Consider the following 21,119-nt stretch of genomic DNA (forward strand, 5'->3'; position numbering starts at 1 on the left):
TTTATTTTTATTCTTTTTCTAGCTTTATTACATGTGACACCAGATCAGCCATCCGACAGCTATACCCCCATTCATTGTCATACCAAATATAGACTTTAAGTTGAGTTTTGTTGACCACCATGGTTGAGAGAGCATCAATAATTGAACTCCTGGAGTCATTGACATAATCAATAGAGACAAGTGGTTTTTCTTCGTAACCGAGTATTCCTTTTAGCTCTCCTTCTGAAGCTTCTTTGAACACATGATTGACTTCTTCTTGCGTTACCTCTTTCTCTAATTCAAATACAGCATCAGTTAAAGATCCATTGAGGAGAGGAACTCGAACTGCATGGCCATTTAATTTGCCTTGTAATTCTGGGAAAATCATCCCTATCGCTTTTGCTGAGCCTGTTGTTGTTGGTATTAAACTTTGTGATCCACTTCTGGCTCTTCTTAAGTCTGGCTTAAATGAATCAACTATGACTTGTGTATTTGTTAGGTCATGGAGAGTTGTAATGCTTCCATGCTTAATACCAAAGGCTTGATTAACGACCTTTACAACTGGAGCTAAACAATTAGTCGTGCAGGATGCAGCAGTTATTAAGCGATGTTTATTTGGTTTATATAAATCGTGGTTAATACCGTAGACGATATTCAGAGCATCCTCTCCCTGGATTTCACCTTTAACAGGACATGCAACGACAACTCTTTTCATCCCTAAAGTATCGAAATATGGATTTAACGTTTGAGGAGATTTGAATTTTCCTGAGCATTCGAGAATTAGCTCTATCCCTGTCTCATCCCATTGAACTTTTGTGAAATCGCTTTCTTGTGAAAAAGATATTGAGTGCCCTTCTATAGATAGTTTGTTCTGGTCGGAACTTATTGATTTATCCCATCGGCCGTGAACAGAATCAAACTCCAGTAAATGTGCAGCCCCCTTTGCATCCCCGAATGGGTCGTTGATATGTGTAATCTCGATATTTTCTCTATCCCAGAGAGCTCTAAGAACAAGTCGCCCTATACGACCAAACCCATTAATACCAATGCGCATAAAACTCCGCATGACAAAATGCATGCATAGTATATATCAAGAATTATTGATATATCAATCTCTGTTGATAGCTGTGGCAATTCTTGTAAAATTACAACATTACTCTGGCTGACTAATTAATGAGTACAGGTGTCGCCAATAAAAAAGCAATAGATTCACTCAAAGCCTTAGCAGAACCTATCAGATTGGAAATAATTGAATCCTTGTCCAGTGGGGAAAAATGTGTTTGTGACCTTATGCAAGAGACAGGTTTAGCGCAATCCAAAATTTCTTTTCACCTCAAGGTTCTTAAAGACGCTGGGGTTATCACGGATAGGCAAAGTGGCCGCTGGGTATATTACCAACTCGATATAAGAACATTAAAGTCTTTGCAGAATTGGATCAAAAAACTAAGAAAAGGGTGCCTGAATGAAGCGTCTACTTGTGAATAAATCACAAGGCATTGCGAATGACCAATGACCTAGTGCTTCACATGCCCCCGCGCTAAATCAATGCAGGATTAAGAATTAAGGTAAAGATGAATCCAACTTCTAATTCATATTACCTTCAAATTCTAATTAGATAGAGTAAAGAAAAGAGATGGAAGAATGAGGTTCCATTCCAACTCCATTCCAACAATCAAGTATCGCTAAGATTACAGACTATGACTGAAATTAACTATTGGCTAATGAAAAGCGAGCCTAATAATTCTTGTTAGCATTCGACTGTTGCCTCACAAGCTCGAAGAATTCCTGCTTCAAACTTGAATCATGGCGAAAATCGCCTCTCACAACTGAGTTAATCATGCTGGTGTCTGGCTCTTTAACGCCTCTCCATTTCATACAATAATGTTGAGCCTTAACAATGATTCCCAAACCTTTGGGTTCGCATAGACGCTCAATTTCATCTGCAAGAATCATTACAGCTTCCTCCTGAATATGTGGTCTAGAAAAGACCCAATCAGCCACCCTTGCAAACTTTGAAAGCCCAATCACTTTTTCTCCTGGCTTAATTCCAATCCAACAATCACCCAATATTGGTACTAAATGATGAGAGCAAGCTGAGCGAACAGTAATTGGTCCAACAGTATATATTTCATCTAAATTCTTATCATTTGGGAAACTTGTAACTTTTGGTTGTTCATAAAACCTGCCTTTAAAAACTTCATTTATGTACATTCTTGAGACTCTTTCTGCTGTTTCCTGAGTATTATGATCATTATCAACATCAATCAATAAAGTTTTAAGTAAATCTCTTACTCGAGTAGAAACTTCTTTCTCAAGAGTCTTTAACTCTCCTGGCAATATGTAATTAGAAATATTATCATTTGCATGAAATCTAGCACCAGCAGACTCGATGCGTTCACGAATTATTTCTGAGACTAGTTTGCAAGAAATCTTTTCTTTTATATCGTCTTTAACATCTTCATCTGGAGCTGTAGAAGTCATGAATCTTTGTATAAAGAACTAAAAGCAGGAAGTCTTAGCTAAAAGCGATAAGACCCTATCACATTAATGACAAATTTTGGTACTAAAATTATTCATAATTAAGCAGCAAAGGTATCTATCTCAAGAAGATTGAAGACATAAGCACTATTTATCTCATCAGTCATGTCGGTCAGCAATTTCTTCAAGCATCTTAAAGTGATTCTGAAGAGCAATCGGATTTTCAAGGTGAGTTACCACTGTCACGAAATCTCTACCGTTATTTAAAGAGAGATTCCTCAATCTGATCCAACTAGTTTGCTCTATGTAATCAAGTTCACTGCTACAGCCAGCATCCTTCCACAGGACATCATCAATATTTTTAAAAGCTTCTTCGAACATTGAAGGATTTTGAGCCTTTAGTCAGTGCTTCCCTAAGCTAAAGAAGAAGTAGAGATCAGAAAACCCACTTTCCGAGCATTCACATTCCTACCAAATTGATTCAAAATGGTTAAAGGGGAAAATTGCTCAAATTCCAGCAAAATTCCAGCAAGCCTCTAACCCTCCACAAGCTTTCTAACCCCTTTTATCGCAATGGCTGACAAAAATATTTCATATTGGCTAATGAAGAGTGAGCCTAGTGCTTATGGAATCAAAGACCTACAAAATGAAAAGGAAACTCTTTGGGATGGTATTCGCAATTATCAAGCAAGAAATTTTATGCGATCAATGCAAAAGGGAGATTTAACTTTCTTTTATCACTCAAACTGTAAGCCACCTGGAATAGTAGGACTTATGGAGGTAATTGATACTCATTTAATAGATCCCACCCAATTTGATAGTAATTCTAAATACTTTGATCCTAAATCAGATCAAAAAAAACCTAGATGGGATTGTGCAAAGCTTAAATATATCAAAACCTATAATAAAATCCTTACATTAAAAGAGATTAACGAAAAATTTAATTCAGAGGAGTTAATTTTAATAAGGAAAGGTAACAGGCTATCTATTATGCCTATAAATCGTTTGATAGCACAGGATTTATTTAAAATATTAGATGAGGGATAAATTCTATTTACTTATCACAGAATTAGCGCCAAACATATTATCTATATACAATCGTGTTATTGATCTTGAATTGACATTATTCTGCACTAGGAAACCAGCCAGAGCAGCTTTAATTATTCGATATTGATCCCAGTTTGGATGTTTTTCGATAAAACCATTCATTGCCTTTTGAAGAGATATAGGTAAACGAGACTGAAAACTAACAATGCGTTCATCTTTAGATGAATGCATCTTATCTACTCGACCAAATCCAGACATACAAGAATTGCTTTGCATTTCTAAAAACTTTTTATGTAACTACTACCTCACATTTTTAATCCAACGTCAAGATCATTAAAAATTAGATTCTCATGAATTCTCAAGACAAGACTCTAGTTAGGGTCAAGGCTTTTCACTTTTTCATTCATCATCTTTAGCCATTTACTTCTTCAAGTCAACAACAAGTGAAAGTTATTAATTTTTCCACAAACTAAAAGATGTGAACAAGTCTTAGGGGAGAATCTGTGGAAAAAATATGTATCAATTCTAAAGATTTAATGTAATTACTGAAAACTTTAATATTCCAAATGCTTTGAATTACTTGCAATCCCACATTGTTCTCATTGCAGAGACAATTACAGAAGCTGTATAAACAGGCCAAAACACTTCAAGGCCTCGGCCCTCAACATCTTCTCCTGAAAGAATCAATTTCAAGCTCCAATTCTCTTTAGTGCCATTGATACATGCCCACCAGGGAGATCGCTCGATCTCAAGAAATATTTTTTCTTCTGGCATTAACTGTTTCTGAAGCTCTTCATATTGATCTATCAATTCAAAAACAACTGGGCATAAACAATCCCATTCCTTTTCAGAAAGCTCAACGGCCCAATTTTCTCCTCCTATTAAAATGGAATATTTTTGTTTTGAAGGATCCTTTTGTAATCTCCATCCAGGACCTTCATTATGAATCATCCTGGGAGCAAATCAGGTTGATCCTGTTCATCACTTAATTCAATAATTGACCTTTGAACAGGCTTTACAGATGATTCTTCAAGCAATCCATCAAAATCATCAAAACGACGTTGCTTAGCTCTAAAAGCTATGCGAACAGTTGTCAAATATCTATTACTTGCCTGACGAATAAGACTTTCGCCCCTCTTGGCAAGATCTTTTGAATCAAATCCAGCTTTAATCACTAAATTTTTTATTAGTATCGCTACTCTAATAGAAAAGACCACTTACAGGGCTAAATCAACTAAATAAAAAGCAATAAAATACCATGAGATCTATCTGTGACTAAATTACGCGGGACACTGGCTATTGATCTTGGAAGTACAACAACAGTTGTTGCATTCCAAGCTGAAAATGATCACTCCATAAAGCTTCTCGATCTTGATCCAATTACTAGGGTTTCGGGCGAAGTGCCAAGTCTTTTATTGAAAACTTTTGCAGTCCCGCCCACTTACATATTTGGACAGGCAGCAAAAGAGTCAGAATTAATAAGTCATGACTCTCAAAATCTAATATGTGATTTCAAACGTTGGATTGGAGCTCCAAAAAAAGAAGTTCCAAGCAATTTTGAGTGTTCGCCAGAAGAAGCAGGTGAACTTTTAATTAAAGAAATTTGGGAAAGAATTCCATCAGAATTAGAAATAAAGAAACTCGTCTTAAGTGCACCTGTAGAAACTTACAAAAAATACAGGGAATGGCTTCATAAAGTTTGCATCAATCTAGATGTTCCAGAGATTGCTTTAGTTGACGAACCAACAGCCGCAGCAATTGGAGCAGAGCAATCAGGTGGTTCGAAAATCTTAGTGATTGACATTGGAGGAAGCACAATTGATATGTCTATGGTTTTGTTGGAAGGTGGAGAAGGGCAAGCAGAACCAATTGCACAATTAATTCGTTTTAATGGAAAGGATTTAGAAGGGATTAGCAATCAAATCATTAGAGGTGCGACAGTACTTGGTAAGGCAGGGCTTCGTTTAGGAGGTAGAGATTTTGACAGATGGATTCTCAATCACCTTTATCCAAATACAAAACAAACAAATTATCTTCTTGATGTGGCAGAAAAACTAAAATGTAGACTTAGTGATAAAAATTTGATCGAGACAAAAAAACTAACTGAAGAAATATTTTTAAGTTCTGATCAAGCCAAAAAAGAATTAAGGTTATCAAGAGTTGAGTTAGAAGAACTTCTCAAAAGAAAAGGTTTGTTCAAAAGTCTGTCTAAATTATTAGCACAAACTATTGCTCAAGGGCGATCAAAAGGGTATGAAGTTGAAGACTTAACAGGTGTAGTAATTGTTGGAGGGGGATCTCGAATACCTTTGATAAAACATTGGCTATTAAATCAAGTCGGAGCATCAAAATTAATGACACCTCCACCAATAGAAGCTGTAGTAACTGGAGCTCTTAAACTAACCCCTGGCGTTATGATTAGAGACGTTATAAATAGAGGAGTTTCATTACGTTTCTGGGATCAAAGAACAAATAACCATATTTGGCATCCTCTTTTTCTTCCTGGACAACCATGGCCAACAACTAAACCTCTTGAAATTATTCTTAGTGCGAGCAAAATGAACCAATTAGAAATAGAGCTTAAAATTGCTGATAATAAAAATAATGATATCCAAGAAGTTATATATGTTGATGGAATACCAACTATTAAAGAGACTCAAGAAACATATAAACCTCAATTCTCCCCTTGGGAAAATACAGCATTAGTTATCCCTTTGAATCCACCAGGAGAATTAGGGATAGATTGCTTAAAACTACAATTTACTATTGACAATCTTTGTCAACTAAATGTTGAAGGTATTGATCTTAGAAACGGTGCTCAAATAGTTAAAAAAAATCTAGGTGTTATTAGATAAAGATTGAAATTAATAACTATGCAAACACTAACTATTCTAAAAAGACTCCTTCCTCTCCATCAATCTCTTTAAGTCTTAGTTCAATTGATTCAGTTCTTCTAGTAGGCACTTGCCGACCACAAAAATCGGGCTGAATTGGTAATTCCCTATGTCCACTTCTATCAACCATAACTAAAAGCATTACTCGTTGTGGCCGGCCCCAAGCTTGAAGTGATTCAAGAGCAGCTCGCACAGTTCTCCCGGTAAAAATCACATCATCAACTAAAACAACTTGACGTCCTTCTAGGCTGGATGAAATTTCAGTAGCAGGCGACATTCTTGTTCCTACACGGGCTAGATCATCTCTATAAAAAGTGGGGTCAATAGTCCCTTGTTCGATTTTATGACCTGTTTTACTCTGCAACTCACTTGCCAAAACTTCCGCAAGTTGAATACCCCTTGTGGGAATACCTAATAGCAAAAGCTTATTGCTATCAGAAATATTCTCTAGGATTTGAGATGCAAGTCTTGTAAGAGTTCGATCTAACTCTTCTTTTGAAAGTATCTCCACCCTCTCAGGGGTATTCTGATCTGTCATTGAGAATTTATTAGAAACCTATTTTAGCCATATCCAGTTGATTTGATTCAATTGGGAAAAGCTAACGGAAGATGATATAAATAATCTCCTTGACCTACAAAGAAGTAATTTGAGATGAAAGCTTATGAAAGATAGGGCTTAAATACTCAAAATGCCGAACAAGAGTTCCGCCACTTCAATGAGATCAGGTCATATAGCTCCTGTTGTACTAACCATTCTTGATGGATGGGGACACCGTGAAGAAAATATCAATAATGCTATAAACAATGCAGATACCCCTGTAATGGATGCACTTTGGCAGGCTTATCCTCACACGCTAATTGAAGCAAGTGGGGCAGATGTGGGTTTGCCAGATAATCAAATGGGAAATTCCGAAGTAGGTCACTTAACAATTGGAGCGGGAAGAATAATCCAACAAGAGCTTGTAAGGATAAGCAATACAATTCGATCAAAGAAACTTGATCAAATAACCAATCTTTCTAATCTTGCGAACAAGTTAATTGAAACAGATAAAACACTTCATTTAGTAGGTCTATGCTCAGATGGAGGCGTCCATAGTCATATAAACCATTTATGTGGACTTCTCGAATGGGCTAAAAATAAAGGGATCCAAAAAGTTGCTGTACATGCATTTACAGATGGGAGAGATACACCTGCCAAGAGTTCATTGCAATATCTAAAAATAATAAAAGAGAAGTTTGAAGTTTTAGGAATTGGAGAGCTCGCTACTTTATGTGGAAGATATTGGTCGATGGATAGAGATAATCGATGGGAAAGAATTGAGAAAGCATATGAATTACTAACAAATCCAAATTATCCTTTAAGCGAATTATCTAGCGATGAAATTATTACAAACAGCTATGACTCAAGTATCACTGATGAGTTTCTTGAACCTATTCGTCTAACCCCTTCTTATCTAAAAGATGGTGATGGTTTAATAATGTTTAATTTTCGTCCGGATAGAGCACGTCAATTAATTAAATCTATAACTTTGCCAAGTTTTTCTGAATTCAAAAGAAAATATCAGCCTCAACTTAATGTAGTTACTCTTACGCAATATGAGATGGATCTCCCAGTCTCTGTTGTTTTTCCTCCTGAATCACTTGATAATTTATTAGGACAAGTCATTTCAGAGCATGGTTTACTCCAATACAGAACTGCTGAAACTGAAAAATATCCTCATGTAACTTATTTCTTCAATGGCGGCATAGAACAACCTCTCCCAGGCGAGAAACGTCATCTTGTACCTTCGCCTAGAGTCGCAACCTATGATTTGTCTCCGGAAATGTCCGCAGAAAAGCTAACTAAGAGTTGTCAGGAGGCTATTGAAAGTGGCATTTATTCTCTAATCGTTATTAATTACGCAAACCCTGACATGGTAGGTCATACGGGAATTCACGCAGCAACTAAAAAAGCCATTAGCACTGTTGATAAATGTATTGGGAAAATCCTTGATTCGACAGGTAAAATGAGTGGGACACTTCTCATAACTGCAGATCATGGCAATGCAGAATTAATGAAAGGTCCTGATGGTGAACCTTGGACTGCGCATACCACCAATCCAGTACCAGTAATTCTTATAGAAGGAGAAAAAAGAAAGATTTCTGGCCAAGGCAATCAAATTCGACTCAGAGAAGGTGGAGGCTTAGCAGATATAGCTCCAACGCTACTTGAAGTACTCTCCCTCCCTAAGCCTGATGCAATGACAGGTTCATCTTTAATCGAAACAATTCAAACTAATTCCAAAACTAACCTTGTCCAACAACATGTCTAACAAAAGCTAAAATGCTGATTTCTATTCTTTCCTGGATTTGGGTTTCCAGTGGATTACTGCTAATCCTTTTAGTACTGCTTCATAGCCCTAAAGGTGATGGGATGGGAGGACTTGCGGCAAGTGGAAGTTCAATGTTTTCTAGTGCAAGTAGCGCAGAAGCAACATTAAATAAGGCAACATGGTTCTCGCTATCAATCTTTCTAGGCCTTGCAATAATTCTTAGTGCCGGGTGGTTAAAATAAACATTTGGAATTCATTACCAAAGCAATCAATCTAATGAGCTAAAAACCTAATAAGCACAATTAATTCATATCATATGCAGAAAAAAGCAATCAATTCATTGTTAATAATATTGGTGCTATTTACATGCGGCAATGCTCCAATCCAAAGTAAAATTTGCGAAATAACATTCCAGCATAAAGGAAGTGCCCAATCATTAGAAAGAAAGATGAAACAAAAAAGCAAGCTAAAGTATTCCAAAAGTAAACCTAAATTAAATTGCTATCAAATTGGTCTTGAACATGACGAAGATAAAAAACCTATTGAAGGTAAGCCTATATATGCATGTTGCCAGTCCATATAAATGATATTAGTTTGACTAGTAAATATTTTAGAGTTTTATAAACGCGGCAAAGTATTTTAGTCCTCTCCAAAAGCAATAATAAATAATAAAGGGTTGCCAAAAGACAGCCCTGACAATGACTTAAGCAATTAAGGCATTAACTTTAAAGAAGCAATAAAAAAGGGACAAGGCGTAAACCATGTCCCTAATTGAAATTAAAGTTAGATTCGACTCTGAAACTAATCAATAATCAAAATCACCACCCATACCACCACCTGCTCCCCCAGATGCAACATCTTTCTTCTCAGGAAGATCAGCAACAATACATTCAGTCGTCAGGACCATGCCAGCTATAGAGGAGGCATTTTGTAGCCCAGATCTTGTTACCTTGGCAGGATCAACAATGCCCGCAGACAACATGTCTACATATTCACCAGAGGCTGCATTGTAACCATCATTCAATGGTTTGCTCTTTACATGTTCTGCAATCACTGCTCCATTTGCACCTGCGTTTTCAGCTATTCGCATTAATGGTGCTGTCAAAGCGGCTTCAACAATATTAGCCCCTATTAGTTCTTCACCAGAAAGGGAACTAGCTGCCCAAGAATGAACTTCAGAAGCAAGATGAGCAAGGGTTGTTCCGCCCCCAGGAACAATCCCTTCCTCTACTGCTGCTTTAGTTGCATTTATCGCATCTTCTAAACGAAGTTTTTTATCTTTCATCTCAGTCTCTGTAGCAGCACCTACCTTCACAACAGCAACACCTCCAGCAAGCTTGGCCAATCTCTCCTGAAGCTTTTCTTTATCGTAAGTAGAATCAGTTTCATCCATCTGTTTCTTGATTTGCTCACATCTAGCTTGAACAGCTGCCTCATTTCCCTCAGCAACAATAGTTGTGGTGTCTTTGTTGATAGTTACTCTTCTAGAAGTGCCAAGCATATCTAAAGTTGCATTTTCCAACTTCAAACCAGCATCTTCAGTAATTAATTGGCCATTTGTTAATACAGCCATATCTTCAAGCATTGCCTTCCTGCGATCACCAAATCCTGGCGCTTTAACAGCTGCAACGTTGAGCACACCGCGTAAGCGATTAACAACCAATGTTGCTAATGCTTCCTTCTCAATATCTTCTGCAACTATTAGCAATGGTTTTCCTGTTTTTGCTATCTGCTCTAAAACAGGGACAAGATCTTGGACCAAGCCTATCTTTTTATCAGTTAAAAGTATGTACGGCTCATCTAAAACCGCTTCCATTCTCTCAGTATCTGTTGCGAAATAAGGCGAAATATAGCCTTTGTCAAACCTCATGCCTTCAGTAACTTCTAATTCAGTTTCCATTGATTTTCCTTCTTCTAAGGAAATCACTCCTTCTTTTCCTACTTTGTCCATTGCATCAGCAATCATCTGACCAACTTCCTCATCATTGCCTGCTGCAATAGTTCCACATTGAGCAATAGCGTTACTATCACTTATTGGTTTTGCCTGTTCTTGAATTTTCTTGACAAGAAAATCAGTTGCCTTATCAATCCCTTTTTTAAGAGTGATGGCATTTGCTCCAGCTGCTACGTTCCTCAAGCCTGCTTTAACCATTGCATGAGCTAATACAGTGGCCGTTGTTGTGCCATCTCCTGCAGCATCATTTGTCTTGGATGCAGCCTGGCGTATAAGAGCAACACCAGTGTTTTCGATGTGGTCTTCTAGCTCAATTTCCTTGGCAATGGTTACACCATCATTAATGATTTGAGGCGCACCAAACTTCTTTTCTAAAACAACATTTCGTCCTTTAGGGCCAAGGGTAACAGCCACAGATTCAGCCAAAATGTCTATGCCACGCTCGAGTGCTCGGCGGGCTTGCTCGTTGTAAATAATTCTCTTAGCCATGGGAGGCGTTGTGCTTAAAAAAGAAGGGTTTAATTAAAAGTTAGCTTTGAAAAAGCAATAGGATTTAGTTGACTACTGCAAGAATGTCCTTTTCAGATAAAAGAACATATTCATCACTACCGAGCTTTATGTCGGTACCGGCATACTTGCTGTATAGAACTTTATCTCCAACTCCAACTTCAGGAGCTTGGCGGGAACCATCATCATTACGTTTCCCTGGACCAACTTGGGCCACCTCACCAACCTGAGGTTTTTCTTTGGCAGTATCTGGGAGCAAAATCCCACCCGCCGTTTTCTCTTCTGATTCAGAGACTTTAATAAAAACACGATCTCCAAGTGGCTTAACAGTGGAGACGCTGAGGGATACAGCCGCCATGAATTAATGCAGGATCAATAAAAGTGGCGTGATAACGCCTGTAGGAACGAGTATTACTCGAAACCTTATGAACAACAACATATTCACCTAACCAGCCCCACGACTACAACTGTTCTGTGCGGTTGACCGAACCGCACAACATACCTTGCCGGCAGGGTGGTAGTCTTGCGCGGCTGAGTGAGATTTACTTTGCAAGTAAATCTTTATAGATTTTTTGATTCTTATGGCTGCTGCTGCTACTGCGTCTACCGGAACAAAGGGTGTTGTCCGTCAGGTTATTGGCCCAGTTTTGGATGTTGAGTTCCCTGCTGGGAAACTACCTAAAATCCTTAATGCACTTAGGATTGAAGGGAAGAATCCTGCTGGACAAGATGTAGCTCTAACAGCAGAAGTGCAACAACTGCTTGGTGACCACCGTGTTAGAGCAGTTGCAATGAGTGGAACTGATGGTCTGGTACGAGGAATGGAAGCAATAGATACTGGATCTGCAATATCAGTGCCCGTTGGTGAAGCAACACTTGGAAGGATATTTAATGTTCTTGGAGAACCTGTAGACGAGCAAGGTCCCGTAAAGACCAAAACAACTTCTCCTATTCATAGAGAAGCCCCAAAACTTACTGATTTAGAAACAAAGCCAAAAGTATTTGAGACAGGTATAAAAGTCATTGATTTGCTAGCTCCTTATAGGCAAGGAGGGAAAGTAGGCCTTTTTGGAGGTGCAGGAGTAGGTAAAACTGTGTTGATTCAAGAACTAATCAATAATATTGCTAAGGAACATGGAGGGGTTTCCGTTTTTGGAGGAGTTGGAGAAAGAACTCGAGAAGGGAATGATCTTTATGAGGAATTCAAAGAGTCAGGAGTTATTAATGCAGACGATTTAACTCAATCAAAGGTAGCGCTTTGTTTTGGCCAAATGAATGAGCCTCCTGGAGCAAGAATGAGAGTAGGCCTGTCTGCATTAACGATGGCTGAGCATTTTCGTGACGTAAATAAACAAGATGTTTTGTTATTTGTTGACAATATTTTCCGTTTTGTTCAAGCAGGTTCTGAGGTTTCGGCTCTGCTCGGTCGAATGCCATCAGCTGTTGGATACCAACCAACATTGGGTACTGATGTTGGAGAACTTCAAGAAAGAATTACCTCAACTTTAGAAGGCTCAATCACTTCAATTCAAGCTGTGTACGTACCAGCAGATGACCTAACTGACCCTGCACCTGCAACAACTTTCGCTCACTTAGATGCAACAACAGTTCTTGCTAGGGCCTTAGCAGCTAAAGGTATTTATCCAGCAGTGGATCCTTTAGATTCAACAAGTACAATGCTTCAACCATCTGTTGTTGGTGACGAGCATTATCGAACTGCCAGAGCCGTTCAATCAACCCTACAAAGATATAAAGAGCTTCAAGACATTATTGCGATTCTAGGCCTTGATGAACTTTCTGAAGACGATAGGCGCACTGTTGACAGAGCAAGGAAAATTGAAAAGTTTTTATCTCAGCCATTCTTCGTAGCAGAAATCTTTACTGGTATGTCAGGGAAATACGTCAAGTTAGAAGATACAATTGCAGGTTTTAATATGATTCTTTCTGGTGAATTAGATGATTTACCTGAACAGGCATTTTATCTTGTTGGAAACATTACTGAAGTAAAAGAAAAAGCCCAAAAAATTAGTGCTGATGCAAAGAAATAGCCTAAAGAATATCAAACCTTTTAGGCTAAAGAACTAATTGCCCAACGTAAATCCAATCATCCGACCAACAAAATGTCCCTCACCCTAAGAGTACTTGCGCCAGACAAGAGTGTGTTTGACGACACAGTGGAAGAGGTCATACTCCCAAGCACTACAGGTCTGCTGGGGATCCTCCCAGGACATATATCTATGGTCACCGCCATTGATATAGGAGTGCTAAAACTTCGTAGCAGTAATGGAAATTGGGATTCCATTGCTCTAATGGGTGGATTTGCAGAAGTAGAATCTGATGATGTAACCGTTTTAGTTAATGCTGCAGAACTAGGAAAAAGCATTGACAAAGCCACAGCAGAAAAAGAGTTCGAACAAGCTAAAGCAGCATTAAATAAACTTGAGGATCAAGCAGGTAATTCAGCTGATAAATTAAAAGCAAAAGAGAGTCTAAACAAAGCCAGAGCAAGGTCTCAAGCAGTTGGGGAATAAAACCTTAGAAATACATTTTATATTTCATTAATCTCGTAGAAATAAAAATATTAGTACTTTATACAAAAATCATGCAGTCCCACAAAAAGTGACTTCTGGAAACTTTAATTTTGCCTCTTCAAGAGTTTTTCCTTTACCTTCCTCTTGCCAATAATTGATAACTTCTGTTGCCTTATTTAAAACTTCTACTCGCTCATTATCAGTAATCCATGCTTTATCTTCCAGTTCTGTTTTAAGAGTTTCCCAAGCATCTTCTCTAGGCCAAAAGAAATATGCAGTTAGAGGACTAGTTCCTCCACCAACAATCTGATCTACAGCCAAAGCAACATTATCTGGCAACCAAAGAATCTTTAATAAAAATCTTCCTTCATCAGCTTTTGGTGTATGACCTGAAGGAACACCATCTGCATCAAAAGTGGCTGAAGCAAGAACTTCTGCAGCTCCTAGCATCCCAGGCCGCCCAGTTTTCGCTTTTTCTTCTACAATTCCTTCTGAATTTGAATTCGCCTGGTCCTCTTGAATCGTTGAGGAACTATCAGAAACACTCATTTCCAAGCCTTATACAGCTAACAATCAACTAACTTAACAGGATTAGCTCCATAAGGTAACTTTGAATTTAAAAGGACTAGTACTATTTGACATCGATGGTGTTATTCGCGATGTAGCGAATAGTTATCGTCTAGCAGTTCAAGAGACCGTAAAAAAGTTCTGCGGATGGAAGCCTAGTCCCAAAGAAATTGATTCTCTTAAAGCAGAAGGATGCTGGAACAATGATTGGGATGCAAGTCTTGAACTAATCAAAAGACATTGTCAATTAAAAAGACTTTCACTAAAAGTTCCTTCTCGGAAGATCGTTATTAATGAATTCAGCAATTTTTACTTTGGTGGCAACCCTCATGATGAGCCTGAAAAATGGAAAGGGTTTATCAAAAACGAGCCTCTTATAGTGAACAAGGAATTCTTTGATCAGTTAACTGAACAAAGAATTCTCTGGGGCTTTATAAGTGGTGCAGAAATTCCTTCCGCAAAGTATGTCCTAGAAAGTCGTATTGGATTAATTAACCCTCCTCTATTAGCAATGGGCGAAGCCCCAGATAAACCAGACCCAACAGGTTTAATAAAACTCTCATCAAAACTTTTATCTCAACCTCTAGGGAAAAGCATTCCTCCTATTGCATACCTTGGAGACACTGTGGCTGATGTTCATACAATTAGAAACGCCAGAAAACAATTCCCAGATCAAAAATTCATAAGCATGGCAGTAGCACCACCACATCTTCAAACTAAAGAAAAACTCTTAGATAGAAAAAACTACGAAAGTCAACTAAGAGATGCAGGTGCAGATGAAATTCTTGAATCTACTAACAATATTTTTGAACATATATGTACTTGGTAAGCACTCTAAAATTTCATCGTTCCATCTCATTAACTGATTTCAATGCATTAAGAGTAATCACCTCAGGTTCATCTTTTGTCACTAAAACATCATCTTCTATTCTGATACCTATATTTTTCCAATGTTCTTCTATAGATGGCTGTCCCTCTGGGACCGACAAAAGATCACTAATATAAAGACCAGGCTCTACAGTTAGAACCATCCCAGGTTCAAGTGGTACTGGATACTCGCCAAGGCGATATGCACCTACATCATGTACATCTAAGCCAAGCCAATGGCCTGTTCTATGCATATAAAAATGCCTATATAACCCTCGCTCAATTAAAGAATCTATAGAACCTTTAAGTAAACCAAGGTCAATCAAACCTTCAACCAATACGCTCACTGCTTTTAAATGTACTTCCTCAGTATTTCTGCCTGGCAAGGCTAATTGAATTGCTGCAGTTTGAGCTGCTAAAACAATTTCGTAAAGAGCCTTTTGCTCATGGTTAAATCTGCCATTAATAGGAAAAGTTCTTGTTATATCAGCATTGTAATAATCATCTAGTGAACATCCAGCATCAATGAGCAATAATTCTCGATCTTTCAGAAACGCATTATTTGCAGTGTAATGAAGAATACATGCATTTTCCCCACCGGCAACTATTGAGCCATAGGCTGGTCCTCTAGCGCCTTGCTCCAAAAAAGACTGTTCTATAACCGCTTGAACTTCACGCTCACTTATTCCTGGTCTTGTAATTTGACGAGCTAATTCATGAGCATTAGATGAAATGCGAGCAGCTTCCTTCATTCGTTGAATTTCCCAAGGTTCCTTCTTTAGCCTCAATTGATGCAATAAAGGACATGGGGGGGTCAACCTTTGAGGAGAAAAACCATCTCTGGGTGATCTTTCTAAAAGGTCAGACCATGCTTTTAGAACCAAAGGTTCTATTTTCGAATGTTTACCAATACGAAAAGCAATATCCTCTGCTCCATACAAATAATCTACCAACCTCTTAGAAAGCTCATCTAAAGGGAAAGCAAGGTCAGCATTAAAATGCTTAAGGACTCCTTCAGTCCCCCAACGAAAACCATTCCATATCTCAGCTGAGGGTTCTTTAGGTAAAACGAATAAAACATATTGTTCTCCTTTAGGCCGATGAGGCAGAAATAATGCCACCGCTTCAGGTTCATCAAATCCTGTCAAATACCAAAAATCACTATTTTGCCTAAAAGGATATTCACAATCTGCATGATGAGACACCATATTTGCAGCAGGAATAATTGCTGCTGTTTCGCCCAATTCAACTAAGAAGCGTTCACGACGCTCTTTAAAAATCTGTTGATTTTTCACAATAAATTGATCATCAATTAAATCTTAGGGATGGCAGGAGTTCAAACATAGTGGAAAATAAAGTTCTAATGATTCTTCAAGATCACAGAATTTCCCAAAGGCATGAGTCAAGACATTCTATTCCTAGCAACTCTTGTTGCTGTTGTACTAATTGGTTCTGCATTGTGTTCTGGAATTGAAGCTGCTCTCCTAACAGTAAATCCATTGCGAGTGCATGAACTGGCCGCAAAGCGTAAACCAGTCAGAGGAGCTAAAAAATTAGCAAAGTTGCGACATCGACTTGGCAGAACACTAACTGTATTAACTATTGCAAATAATGGTTTTAATATTTTTGGGAGTTTAATGCTAGGCATCTATGCAACTTTTGTTTTTAAAGCTGGGATAGATCGAGCTTTATTTTCAATAGGGTTGACTCTCCTAGTACTTCTTTTAGGCGAAATATTGCCAAAATCAGTTGGAGCAAAACTGTCTTTACAGGTATCACTTATTAGTGCACCAATACTTCATCTGCTAAGTGTATTGATGCGTCCGTTAATACTTCCTTTAGAACACTTATTGCCTGTCATTACTACTGAGAATGAAATCACTACTGATGAAGAAGAAATTAGACAAATGGCAAGGCTTGGTTCACAAAAAGGGCAAATTGAAGCTGATGAAGCTGCAATGATAGGACAAGTTTTTCAACTCAATGATTTAACAGCTAGAGATCTAATGACTCCTAGAGTTTCCGCTCCAACGCTAGATGGATCGGTGACATTAGAGAAATTACGAACTAAACTATTGACCAATAACTCTCAACGTTGGGTAGTGCTTGGTAAAGAAGTAGATAAGGTTCTCGGAATAGCCAAGCGCGAGCGTTTGTTAACTGCGTTATTACAAGGACACACTCAATTAACACCTATAGATCTTTGTGAAGCGGTTGAATTTGTTCCAGAAATGATACGAGTAGATCGTTTGCTTACTTGTTTCAACAAAGATAAAACAGGTGTAAGAGTTGTAGTGGATGAATTTGGTGGATTTGTAGGATTAATTGGTGCAGAAGCAGTTCTTGCTGTTTTAGCTGGATGGTGGAGAAAATCTAATAAATGACAATATTGCAATCTCCTTCGGCAAAATGTAGCTCTTTGCTAAAAGAATGGAAAGAAGTTTTAAATCTAACCCATTTAGAACAAGTGCAATTTTCAGGAGAGATTCTAGCGCTTGATCGTCAAATCAATCGCTTAGCTCATAGGCATATACGATTAACTGTATTTGGTAGAGTAGGCGTAGGTAAATCAAGTCTACTCAATGCACTTTTTGGTCGGCATATTTTCGCTACTGATGTTGCCAATGGGTTTACCCGAAAAAGCAAGGGAGCGTTTTGGGAGCAATCTATTCAGAGTCTAGAAACCATAGAGTTAGTAGACACTCCAGGCATTGATGAAATAGCTGCGAGTGCTAGAGCTCGCTTAGCTAGAAGAGTTGCACTTTATTCAGATTTGGTTCTATTAGTTCTCGATAGTGATATCACTAGTGTTGAACTGGAAGCACTACAATCACTTATTGAGACTGGTAAGCCTGTCTTATTAGTCCTAAATCGATGTGATCAATGGGAAGAAGATGAGGTGCTAACTATTGTTGAAAGTATTAGGAATCGACTACCTGCCTCCGCAAAGCACTTACTTATTGAAACAGTGGCAGCAGCCCCACGAAAAGCAAAAGTATTTAGTGACGGACGAGTGCGAAGTGAAGAATGTGCTCCCAAAGTCCAATCACTTAAAAAAATATTACTCAGTCTTCTTGAAGATCAAGGCAATATTCTTTTGACCCTGAATGCTCTTCAACAAGCAGAGAGTTTTTATCAGTCCCTGAAGAAAGGTCGTTTAAAGCGCAGAAGGTTAGAAGCACAAGGCCTTATTGGTAAATTTGCAACTTTAAAAGCATCAGGAGTTGCTGTAAATCCTCTGATCATGTTTGATTTCGCAACAGGACTTGCCTTTGATACTGCTCTAATTGTTCAATTAAGTAAATTATATGGATTAGAGTTAAAAGGCCGTTCAGCAAGAAATTTGTTAAAAAAGCTTTCTCTTCACAACGGTCTACTCGGCGGAGCTCAACTTGCTATTCAATTGGCATTAGGAACAGTTCAACATTTATTATTATTAGCTACTCCATTTACAGGTGGGTTAAGTCTTGCACCTGCAGGACCAGTTGCTATAGCACAAGCTATTATCGCAATTCACACAACAAAACTAACCGGGCGATTAGCAGCAAAAGAAATTCTTCGAAACAGTCATCTCCCAGGAGCGAACCCAAGGTCAATATTGCGACAACTTTCTAAATCAAATCCTAACGTCCAAAAATGTCTCCAAGAATGGAATATCAACCCTTATGAAAAGCCTAAAAGCATACAAGCTCTTCTCCCGTGAAAAATAATTCATATAGCTCTATTGCTCTGCTAGGCACAAGCGCAGACCCTCCAACCATAGGTCATAAGATATTGCTAACAGAATTAAGCAAAATTTTTCCAAAAGTAGTCACTTGGGCAAGTGATAACCCTAGTAAAAGTCATAAAACATCTCTAAATCAGAGATATGAGCTTCTTAATACCTTAGTAGAGGCAATTGCTCTTCCAAATCTAGAGCTAAAGCAAGAATTAAGCAGTAAATGGGCCATAAAAACTCTTGAACGCGCCGCAAAGCATTGGCCAAACAAAGGTCTTATATTAATCATTGGGAGCGATCTTGTTACAGATATACCTCATTGGTTTGAAGCGAAGAATGTACTTCAACATGCACAACTAGGGATTGTCCCACGCGAGGGATGGCCTATTGGAAATTCTAATCTCGAAAAAATTAAAGAGATGGGTGGAACTCCTATTTTATTGCCATTAAAGATACCCGAGACAGCTAGCTCGACTATCCATAATCATCTGCTTTTTTCGCAAATACCAAAGGCACTATTACCCATTCTTAAAAAAAAGAATCTTTATGGCCTCTCCCAAAAGATGTAATGAGACTTTCCTTGGCACAGCTAAACCCCCTTATTGGGGATCTATCAGGTAATAGTAAAAAAATCATTGCCGCGTGCAAGGATGCTTACAAAAATAATGCAAATCTCCTTATTACGCCTGAACTTTCAATATTAGGATATCCACCAAGAGACTTATTATTCAACCCTTTATTCCTAGAGCATCAATGGGATATTCTTGATGAAATTGTCACCTATATTGCTGAAAAGACACCTCAATTAACTCTCCTAGTTGGAATAGCAGAACCAGCGCAAGATCTACAAGTGCCCAACCTCTTCAATTCAATCGCACTCCTCAAAAGTAGCGGATGGGAAGTAATTGCTAGAAAACAATTACTTCCTACTTATGACGTATTCGACGAGAAAAGATACTTTAGAGCTGCACAAAAGTCAGGGGTTATTCTCTTGACAGAAAATGAAAGGACATGGCGTTTAGGACTCACCATATGTGAAGATCTATGGGTTGAAGAAGGAATTCAAGGTCACCGCATAGAAGGGCCAGATCCAATAGCCGATCTTACGAGTAAAAAAATCGATTTACTCTTAAATCTGTCAGCATCCCCTTTTACTCATGGCAAAGGGTTATTGCGTCAAAGACTAGCCTCCAAAGCTGCGAAACGACTTAATTGTCCAGTAATCTATCTTAATCAAGTCGGTGGAAATGATGAATTGATTTTCGATGGGTCAAGCTTCATTACTGATCAAAAAGGTAAGAAAACACTTTCACTCCCACTATGTAAAGAATCGATTGTCACTTGGGATGCAACTTCTAACTCAAGTATTTCATCACCGTCTTTAAAAGAAGATCAAGAAATATTATTGCAAGCTCTAGTGCTAGGAGTGAAAGACTATGTGGGGAAATGTGGCTTCAAAAGTGTTTTGCTTGGACTCAGTGGGGGCATTGACTCTGCATTAGTAGCCATTATTGCTTGCGCTGCTTTAGGAGCAGAAAAAGTTTCAGGAATTTTAATGCCTTCTCCTTGGAGCTCTGAAGGATCTATAATTGATGCGAATAATTTAGCTAAAAGATTAGGGATTAAGACATCAACCATCCCTATTGCCTCGTTAATGGAGAACTACGATATAACTTTGAAAACTACTCTCGGGAAGCTTCCACAAGGTTTAACTGCTGAAAATCTACAAGCACGCATTAGAGGAACTCTTCTAATGGCAATAGCAAATGAACAGAAACACCTATTATTATCTACTGGCAACAAATCTGAATTAGCAGTTGGCTATTGCACACTCTATGGTGATATGAATGGTGGACTTGCAGTGATAGGAGATTTATATAAAACAAATATATTTGACTTATGTCATTGGTTAGATAGCAACAATGCATATCAATGCAGAAGTGATTTAGGCCTCCCAAAAACTGGGGATTTAGTTGGTTCTGCTATTCTCAACAAACCTCCAAGCGCTGAACTCAGTCCAAATCAACTTGATAGTGACTCATTACCTGACTATGAAGTCCTTGACAAAATTCTCAAAGCTTTAATAGAAGACCGCAGTAATTATAAAACACTTGCAAGCAAAGAATATCCTTCCGCTTTAGTTACGAAAGTCAAGAAGTTATTAAAAAATGCTGAATTTAAAAGAAGGCAAGCACCTCCTACCTTGAAAGTCAGTGAACAGGCCTTTGGTAGTGGTTGGAGAATCCCTATAGCATCAACATAATA

Annotated in this window: 24 protein-coding genes; 13 read left to right on the plus strand and 11 right to left on the minus strand. The window is 38.2% G+C overall.

From position 1 onward, the window contains the following. Window positions 1–7: 7 nt before the first annotated feature. The gene (locus PRO_RS07710) at window positions 8–1,033 is read right to left on the minus strand and encodes an ArsJ-associated glyceraldehyde-3-phosphate dehydrogenase (RefSeq protein ID WP_011125727.1); all 1,026 of its coding nucleotides are present in this window, start codon (window positions 1,031–1,033) and stop codon (window positions 8–10) included. 119 nt (window positions 1,034–1,152) lie between these two features. Here PRO_RS07710 and PRO_RS07715 point away from each other — a divergent pair, with 119 nt between their 5' ends. Next, window positions 1,153–1,464 carry an ArsR/SmtB family transcription factor gene (locus PRO_RS07715; protein ID WP_011125728.1) on the plus strand — a complete coding sequence of 104 codons (312 nt, stop codon included), beginning with the start codon at window positions 1,153–1,155 and terminating at the stop codon, window positions 1,462–1,464. 249 nt (window positions 1,465–1,713) lie between these two features. On the opposite strand, the gene folE is transcribed toward PRO_RS07715, so the two are convergent. Next, on the minus strand, window positions 1,714–2,460 hold the full coding sequence (folE, locus tag PRO_RS07720; RefSeq protein WP_011125729.1) for a GTP cyclohydrolase I: 747 nt from the start codon (window positions 2,458–2,460) through the stop codon (window positions 1,714–1,716). Window positions 2,461–2,616: 156 nt separating this feature from the next. Continuing rightward, the gene (locus PRO_RS07725; RefSeq protein WP_011125730.1) at window positions 2,617–2,838 is read right to left on the minus strand and encodes a hypothetical protein; all 222 of its coding nucleotides are present in this window, start codon (window positions 2,836–2,838) and stop codon (window positions 2,617–2,619) included. 192 nt (window positions 2,839–3,030) lie between these two features. Here PRO_RS07725 and PRO_RS07730 point away from each other — a divergent pair, with 192 nt between their 5' ends. Next, window positions 3,031–3,504: an EVE domain-containing protein gene (locus PRO_RS07730; protein WP_011125731.1), complete on the plus strand. Its 474-nt coding sequence runs from the start codon at window positions 3,031–3,033 to the stop codon at window positions 3,502–3,504. 3 nt (window positions 3,505–3,507) lie between these two features. Here the strand turns inward: PRO_RS07730 and PRO_RS07735 are convergent, their stop codons facing one another. From PRO_RS07735 to PRO_RS07745, 3 genes are all read right to left on the minus strand, one after another. Further along, on the minus strand, window positions 3,508–3,780 hold the full coding sequence (locus tag PRO_RS07735; protein WP_011125732.1) for a DUF2811 domain-containing protein: 273 nt from the start codon (window positions 3,778–3,780) through the stop codon (window positions 3,508–3,510). Between the two features lie 300 nt (window positions 3,781–4,080). After that, window positions 4,081–4,455 (minus strand): DUF1818 family protein, encoded by a 375-nt coding sequence (locus PRO_RS07740; protein ID WP_011125733.1) that lies wholly within the window; start codon window positions 4,453–4,455, stop codon window positions 4,081–4,083. Next, window positions 4,452–4,679, minus strand: a complete 228-nt coding sequence (locus tag PRO_RS07745) for a DNA-directed RNA polymerase subunit omega (RefSeq protein WP_011125734.1) — start codon at window positions 4,677–4,679, stop codon at window positions 4,452–4,454. The genes PRO_RS07740 and PRO_RS07745 overlap by 4 nt, the downstream gene beginning before the upstream one ends. 96 nt (window positions 4,680–4,775) lie before the next feature. On the opposite strand from PRO_RS07745, the gene PRO_RS07750 reads away from it, so the two are divergent. Further along, on the plus strand, window positions 4,776–6,359 hold the full coding sequence (locus PRO_RS07750; RefSeq protein ID WP_011125735.1) for an Hsp70 family protein: 1,584 nt from the start codon (window positions 4,776–4,778) through the stop codon (window positions 6,357–6,359). Between the two features lie 31 nt (window positions 6,360–6,390). Here the strand turns inward: PRO_RS07750 and pyrR are convergent, their stop codons facing one another. Continuing rightward, entirely contained in the window at window positions 6,391–6,936 is a 546-nt protein-coding gene (gene pyrR / locus PRO_RS07755; protein ID WP_011125736.1) for a bifunctional pyr operon transcriptional regulator/uracil phosphoribosyltransferase PyrR, read from the minus strand. Window positions 6,937–7,087: 151 nt separating this feature from the next. On the opposite strand from pyrR, the gene gpmI reads away from it, so the two are divergent. The 3 genes from gpmI to PRO_RS07770 all read left to right on the plus strand — a co-directional run bounded on the left by gpmI (window position 7,088) and on the right by PRO_RS07770 (window position 9,293). After that, complete coding sequence (gene gpmI, locus PRO_RS07760) at window positions 7,088–8,710, plus strand: 2,3-bisphosphoglycerate-independent phosphoglycerate mutase (RefSeq protein WP_011125737.1); 1,623 nt, start codon at window positions 7,088–7,090, stop codon at window positions 8,708–8,710. Between the two features lie 11 nt (window positions 8,711–8,721). Then, window positions 8,722–8,952 (plus strand): preprotein translocase subunit SecG, encoded by a 231-nt coding sequence (gene secG, locus PRO_RS07765; protein WP_011125738.1) that lies wholly within the window; start codon window positions 8,722–8,724, stop codon window positions 8,950–8,952. Window positions 8,953–9,026: 74 nt separating this feature from the next. After that, window positions 9,027–9,293, plus strand: a complete 267-nt coding sequence (locus tag PRO_RS07770; RefSeq protein ID WP_036892494.1) for a hypothetical protein — start codon at window positions 9,027–9,029, stop codon at window positions 9,291–9,293. Window positions 9,294–9,515: 222 nt separating this feature from the next. Here the strand turns inward: PRO_RS07770 and groL are convergent, their stop codons facing one another. Then, window positions 9,516–11,153, minus strand: coding sequence for a chaperonin GroEL (gene groL, locus PRO_RS07775; RefSeq protein ID WP_011125739.1), 1,638 nt, complete (start codon window positions 11,151–11,153; stop codon window positions 9,516–9,518). A gap of 64 nt (window positions 11,154–11,217) precedes the next feature. Next, window positions 11,218–11,529: a co-chaperone GroES gene (gene groES, locus PRO_RS07780; protein ID WP_011125740.1), complete on the minus strand. Its 312-nt coding sequence runs from the start codon at window positions 11,527–11,529 to the stop codon at window positions 11,218–11,220. A 223-nt stretch (window positions 11,530–11,752) separates the two neighbouring features. Here groES and atpD point away from each other — a divergent pair, with 223 nt between their 5' ends. Further along, on the plus strand, window positions 11,753–13,219 hold the full coding sequence (gene atpD / locus PRO_RS07785) for a F0F1 ATP synthase subunit beta (RefSeq protein ID WP_011125741.1): 1,467 nt from the start codon (window positions 11,753–11,755) through the stop codon (window positions 13,217–13,219). A gap of 72 nt (window positions 13,220–13,291) precedes the next feature. Then, on the plus strand, window positions 13,292–13,702 hold the full coding sequence (atpC, locus tag PRO_RS07790) for an ATP synthase F1 subunit epsilon (RefSeq protein WP_011125742.1): 411 nt from the start codon (window positions 13,292–13,294) through the stop codon (window positions 13,700–13,702). Window positions 13,703–13,771: 69 nt separating this feature from the next. Here atpC and PRO_RS07795 read toward each other — a convergent pair whose 3' ends face one another. After that, window positions 13,772–14,251 (minus strand): 30S ribosomal protein PSRP-3, encoded by a 480-nt coding sequence (locus tag PRO_RS07795; RefSeq protein WP_036892502.1) that lies wholly within the window; start codon window positions 14,249–14,251, stop codon window positions 13,772–13,774. A 61-nt stretch (window positions 14,252–14,312) separates the two neighbouring features. On the opposite strand from PRO_RS07795, the gene PRO_RS07800 reads away from it, so the two are divergent. Continuing rightward, window positions 14,313–15,098 carry a TIGR01548 family HAD-type hydrolase gene (locus PRO_RS07800; RefSeq protein ID WP_011125744.1) on the plus strand — a complete coding sequence of 262 codons (786 nt, stop codon included), beginning with the start codon at window positions 14,313–14,315 and terminating at the stop codon, window positions 15,096–15,098. A 13-nt stretch (window positions 15,099–15,111) separates the two neighbouring features. Here PRO_RS07800 and PRO_RS07805 read toward each other — a convergent pair whose 3' ends face one another. Continuing rightward, window positions 15,112–16,431: an aminopeptidase P N-terminal domain-containing protein gene (locus PRO_RS07805; protein WP_011125745.1), complete on the minus strand. Its 1,320-nt coding sequence runs from the start codon at window positions 16,429–16,431 to the stop codon at window positions 15,112–15,114. A 102-nt stretch (window positions 16,432–16,533) separates the two neighbouring features. On the opposite strand from PRO_RS07805, the gene PRO_RS07810 reads away from it, so the two are divergent. From PRO_RS07810 to PRO_RS07825, 4 genes are read left to right on the plus strand one after another with little or no spacing between them, the layout of a single operon-like run. Continuing rightward, window positions 16,534–17,520 carry a CNNM domain-containing protein gene (locus PRO_RS07810; RefSeq protein WP_011125746.1) on the plus strand — a complete coding sequence of 329 codons (987 nt, stop codon included), beginning with the start codon at window positions 16,534–16,536 and terminating at the stop codon, window positions 17,518–17,520. Beyond that, the gene (locus tag PRO_RS07815; protein WP_011125747.1) at window positions 17,517–18,839 is read left to right on the plus strand and encodes a GTP-binding protein; all 1,323 of its coding nucleotides are present in this window, start codon (window positions 17,517–17,519) and stop codon (window positions 18,837–18,839) included. Before PRO_RS07810 ends, PRO_RS07815 begins: the two co-directional genes overlap by 4 nt. Next, window positions 18,836–19,423, plus strand: a complete 588-nt coding sequence (locus PRO_RS07820; RefSeq protein ID WP_011125748.1) for a nicotinate-nucleotide adenylyltransferase — start codon at window positions 18,836–18,838, stop codon at window positions 19,421–19,423. The genes PRO_RS07815 and PRO_RS07820 overlap by 4 nt, the downstream gene beginning before the upstream one ends. Next, window positions 19,423–21,117 carry an NAD+ synthase gene (locus PRO_RS07825; protein WP_011125749.1) on the plus strand — a complete coding sequence of 565 codons (1,695 nt, stop codon included), beginning with the start codon at window positions 19,423–19,425 and terminating at the stop codon, window positions 21,115–21,117. Before PRO_RS07820 ends, PRO_RS07825 begins: the two co-directional genes overlap by 1 nt. Window positions 21,118–21,119: the final 2 nt, after the last annotated feature.

This window comes from Prochlorococcus marinus subsp. marinus str. CCMP1375 (genome assembly GCF_000007925.1).
GTDB classification, from domain to species: domain Bacteria; phylum Cyanobacteriota; class Cyanobacteriia; order PCC-6307; family Cyanobiaceae; genus Prochlorococcus_E; species Prochlorococcus_E marinus.

What these genes read in the sequence shown, in the direction of transcription:
- PRO_RS07825 (WP_011125749.1), top strand. Translation starts at nt 19,423, where the DNA reads ATGAGACTTTCCTTGGCACAGCTAAACCCCCTTATTGGGGATCTATCA.
- PRO_RS07795 (WP_036892502.1), bottom strand. Translation starts at nt 14,251, where the DNA reads ATGAGTGTTTCTGATAGTTCCTCAACGATTCAAGAGGACCAGGCGAAT.
- PRO_RS07810 (WP_011125746.1), top strand. Translation starts at nt 16,534, where the DNA reads ATGAGTCAAGACATTCTATTCCTAGCAACTCTTGTTGCTGTTGTACTA.
- atpD (WP_011125741.1), top strand. Translation starts at nt 11,753, where the DNA reads ATGGCTGCTGCTGCTACTGCGTCTACCGGAACAAAGGGTGTTGTCCGT.
- PRO_RS07725 (WP_011125730.1), bottom strand. Translation starts at nt 2,838, where the DNA reads ATGTTCGAAGAAGCTTTTAAAAATATTGATGATGTCCTGTGGAAGGAT.
- atpC (WP_011125742.1), top strand. Translation starts at nt 13,292, where the DNA reads ATGTCCCTCACCCTAAGAGTACTTGCGCCAGACAAGAGTGTGTTTGAC.
- PRO_RS07770 (WP_036892494.1), top strand. Translation starts at nt 9,027, where the DNA reads ATGCAGAAAAAAGCAATCAATTCATTGTTAATAATATTGGTGCTATTT.
- PRO_RS07710 (WP_011125727.1), bottom strand. Translation starts at nt 1,033, where the DNA reads ATGCGCATTGGTATTAATGGGTTTGGTCGTATAGGGCGACTTGTTCTT.
- folE (WP_011125729.1), bottom strand. Translation starts at nt 2,460, where the DNA reads ATGACTTCTACAGCTCCAGATGAAGATGTTAAAGACGATATAAAAGAA.
- PRO_RS07715 (WP_011125728.1), top strand. Translation starts at nt 1,153, where the DNA reads ATGAGTACAGGTGTCGCCAATAAAAAAGCAATAGATTCACTCAAAGCC.
- groES (WP_011125740.1), bottom strand. Translation starts at nt 11,529, where the DNA reads ATGGCGGCTGTATCCCTCAGCGTCTCCACTGTTAAGCCACTTGGAGAT.
- gpmI (WP_011125737.1), top strand. Translation starts at nt 7,088, where the DNA reads ATGCCGAACAAGAGTTCCGCCACTTCAATGAGATCAGGTCATATAGCT.
- secG (WP_011125738.1), top strand. Translation starts at nt 8,722, where the DNA reads ATGCTGATTTCTATTCTTTCCTGGATTTGGGTTTCCAGTGGATTACTG.
- pyrR (WP_011125736.1), bottom strand. Translation starts at nt 6,936, where the DNA reads ATGACAGATCAGAATACCCCTGAGAGGGTGGAGATACTTTCAAAAGAA.
- PRO_RS07730 (WP_011125731.1), top strand. Translation starts at nt 3,031, where the DNA reads ATGGCTGACAAAAATATTTCATATTGGCTAATGAAGAGTGAGCCTAGT.
- groL (WP_011125739.1), bottom strand. Translation starts at nt 11,153, where the DNA reads ATGGCTAAGAGAATTATTTACAACGAGCAAGCCCGCCGAGCACTCGAG.
- PRO_RS07740 (WP_011125733.1), bottom strand. Translation starts at nt 4,455, where the DNA reads ATGATTCATAATGAAGGTCCTGGATGGAGATTACAAAAGGATCCTTCA.
- PRO_RS07735 (WP_011125732.1), bottom strand. Translation starts at nt 3,780, where the DNA reads ATGCAAAGCAATTCTTGTATGTCTGGATTTGGTCGAGTAGATAAGATG.
- PRO_RS07815 (WP_011125747.1), top strand. Translation starts at nt 17,517, where the DNA reads ATGACAATATTGCAATCTCCTTCGGCAAAATGTAGCTCTTTGCTAAAA.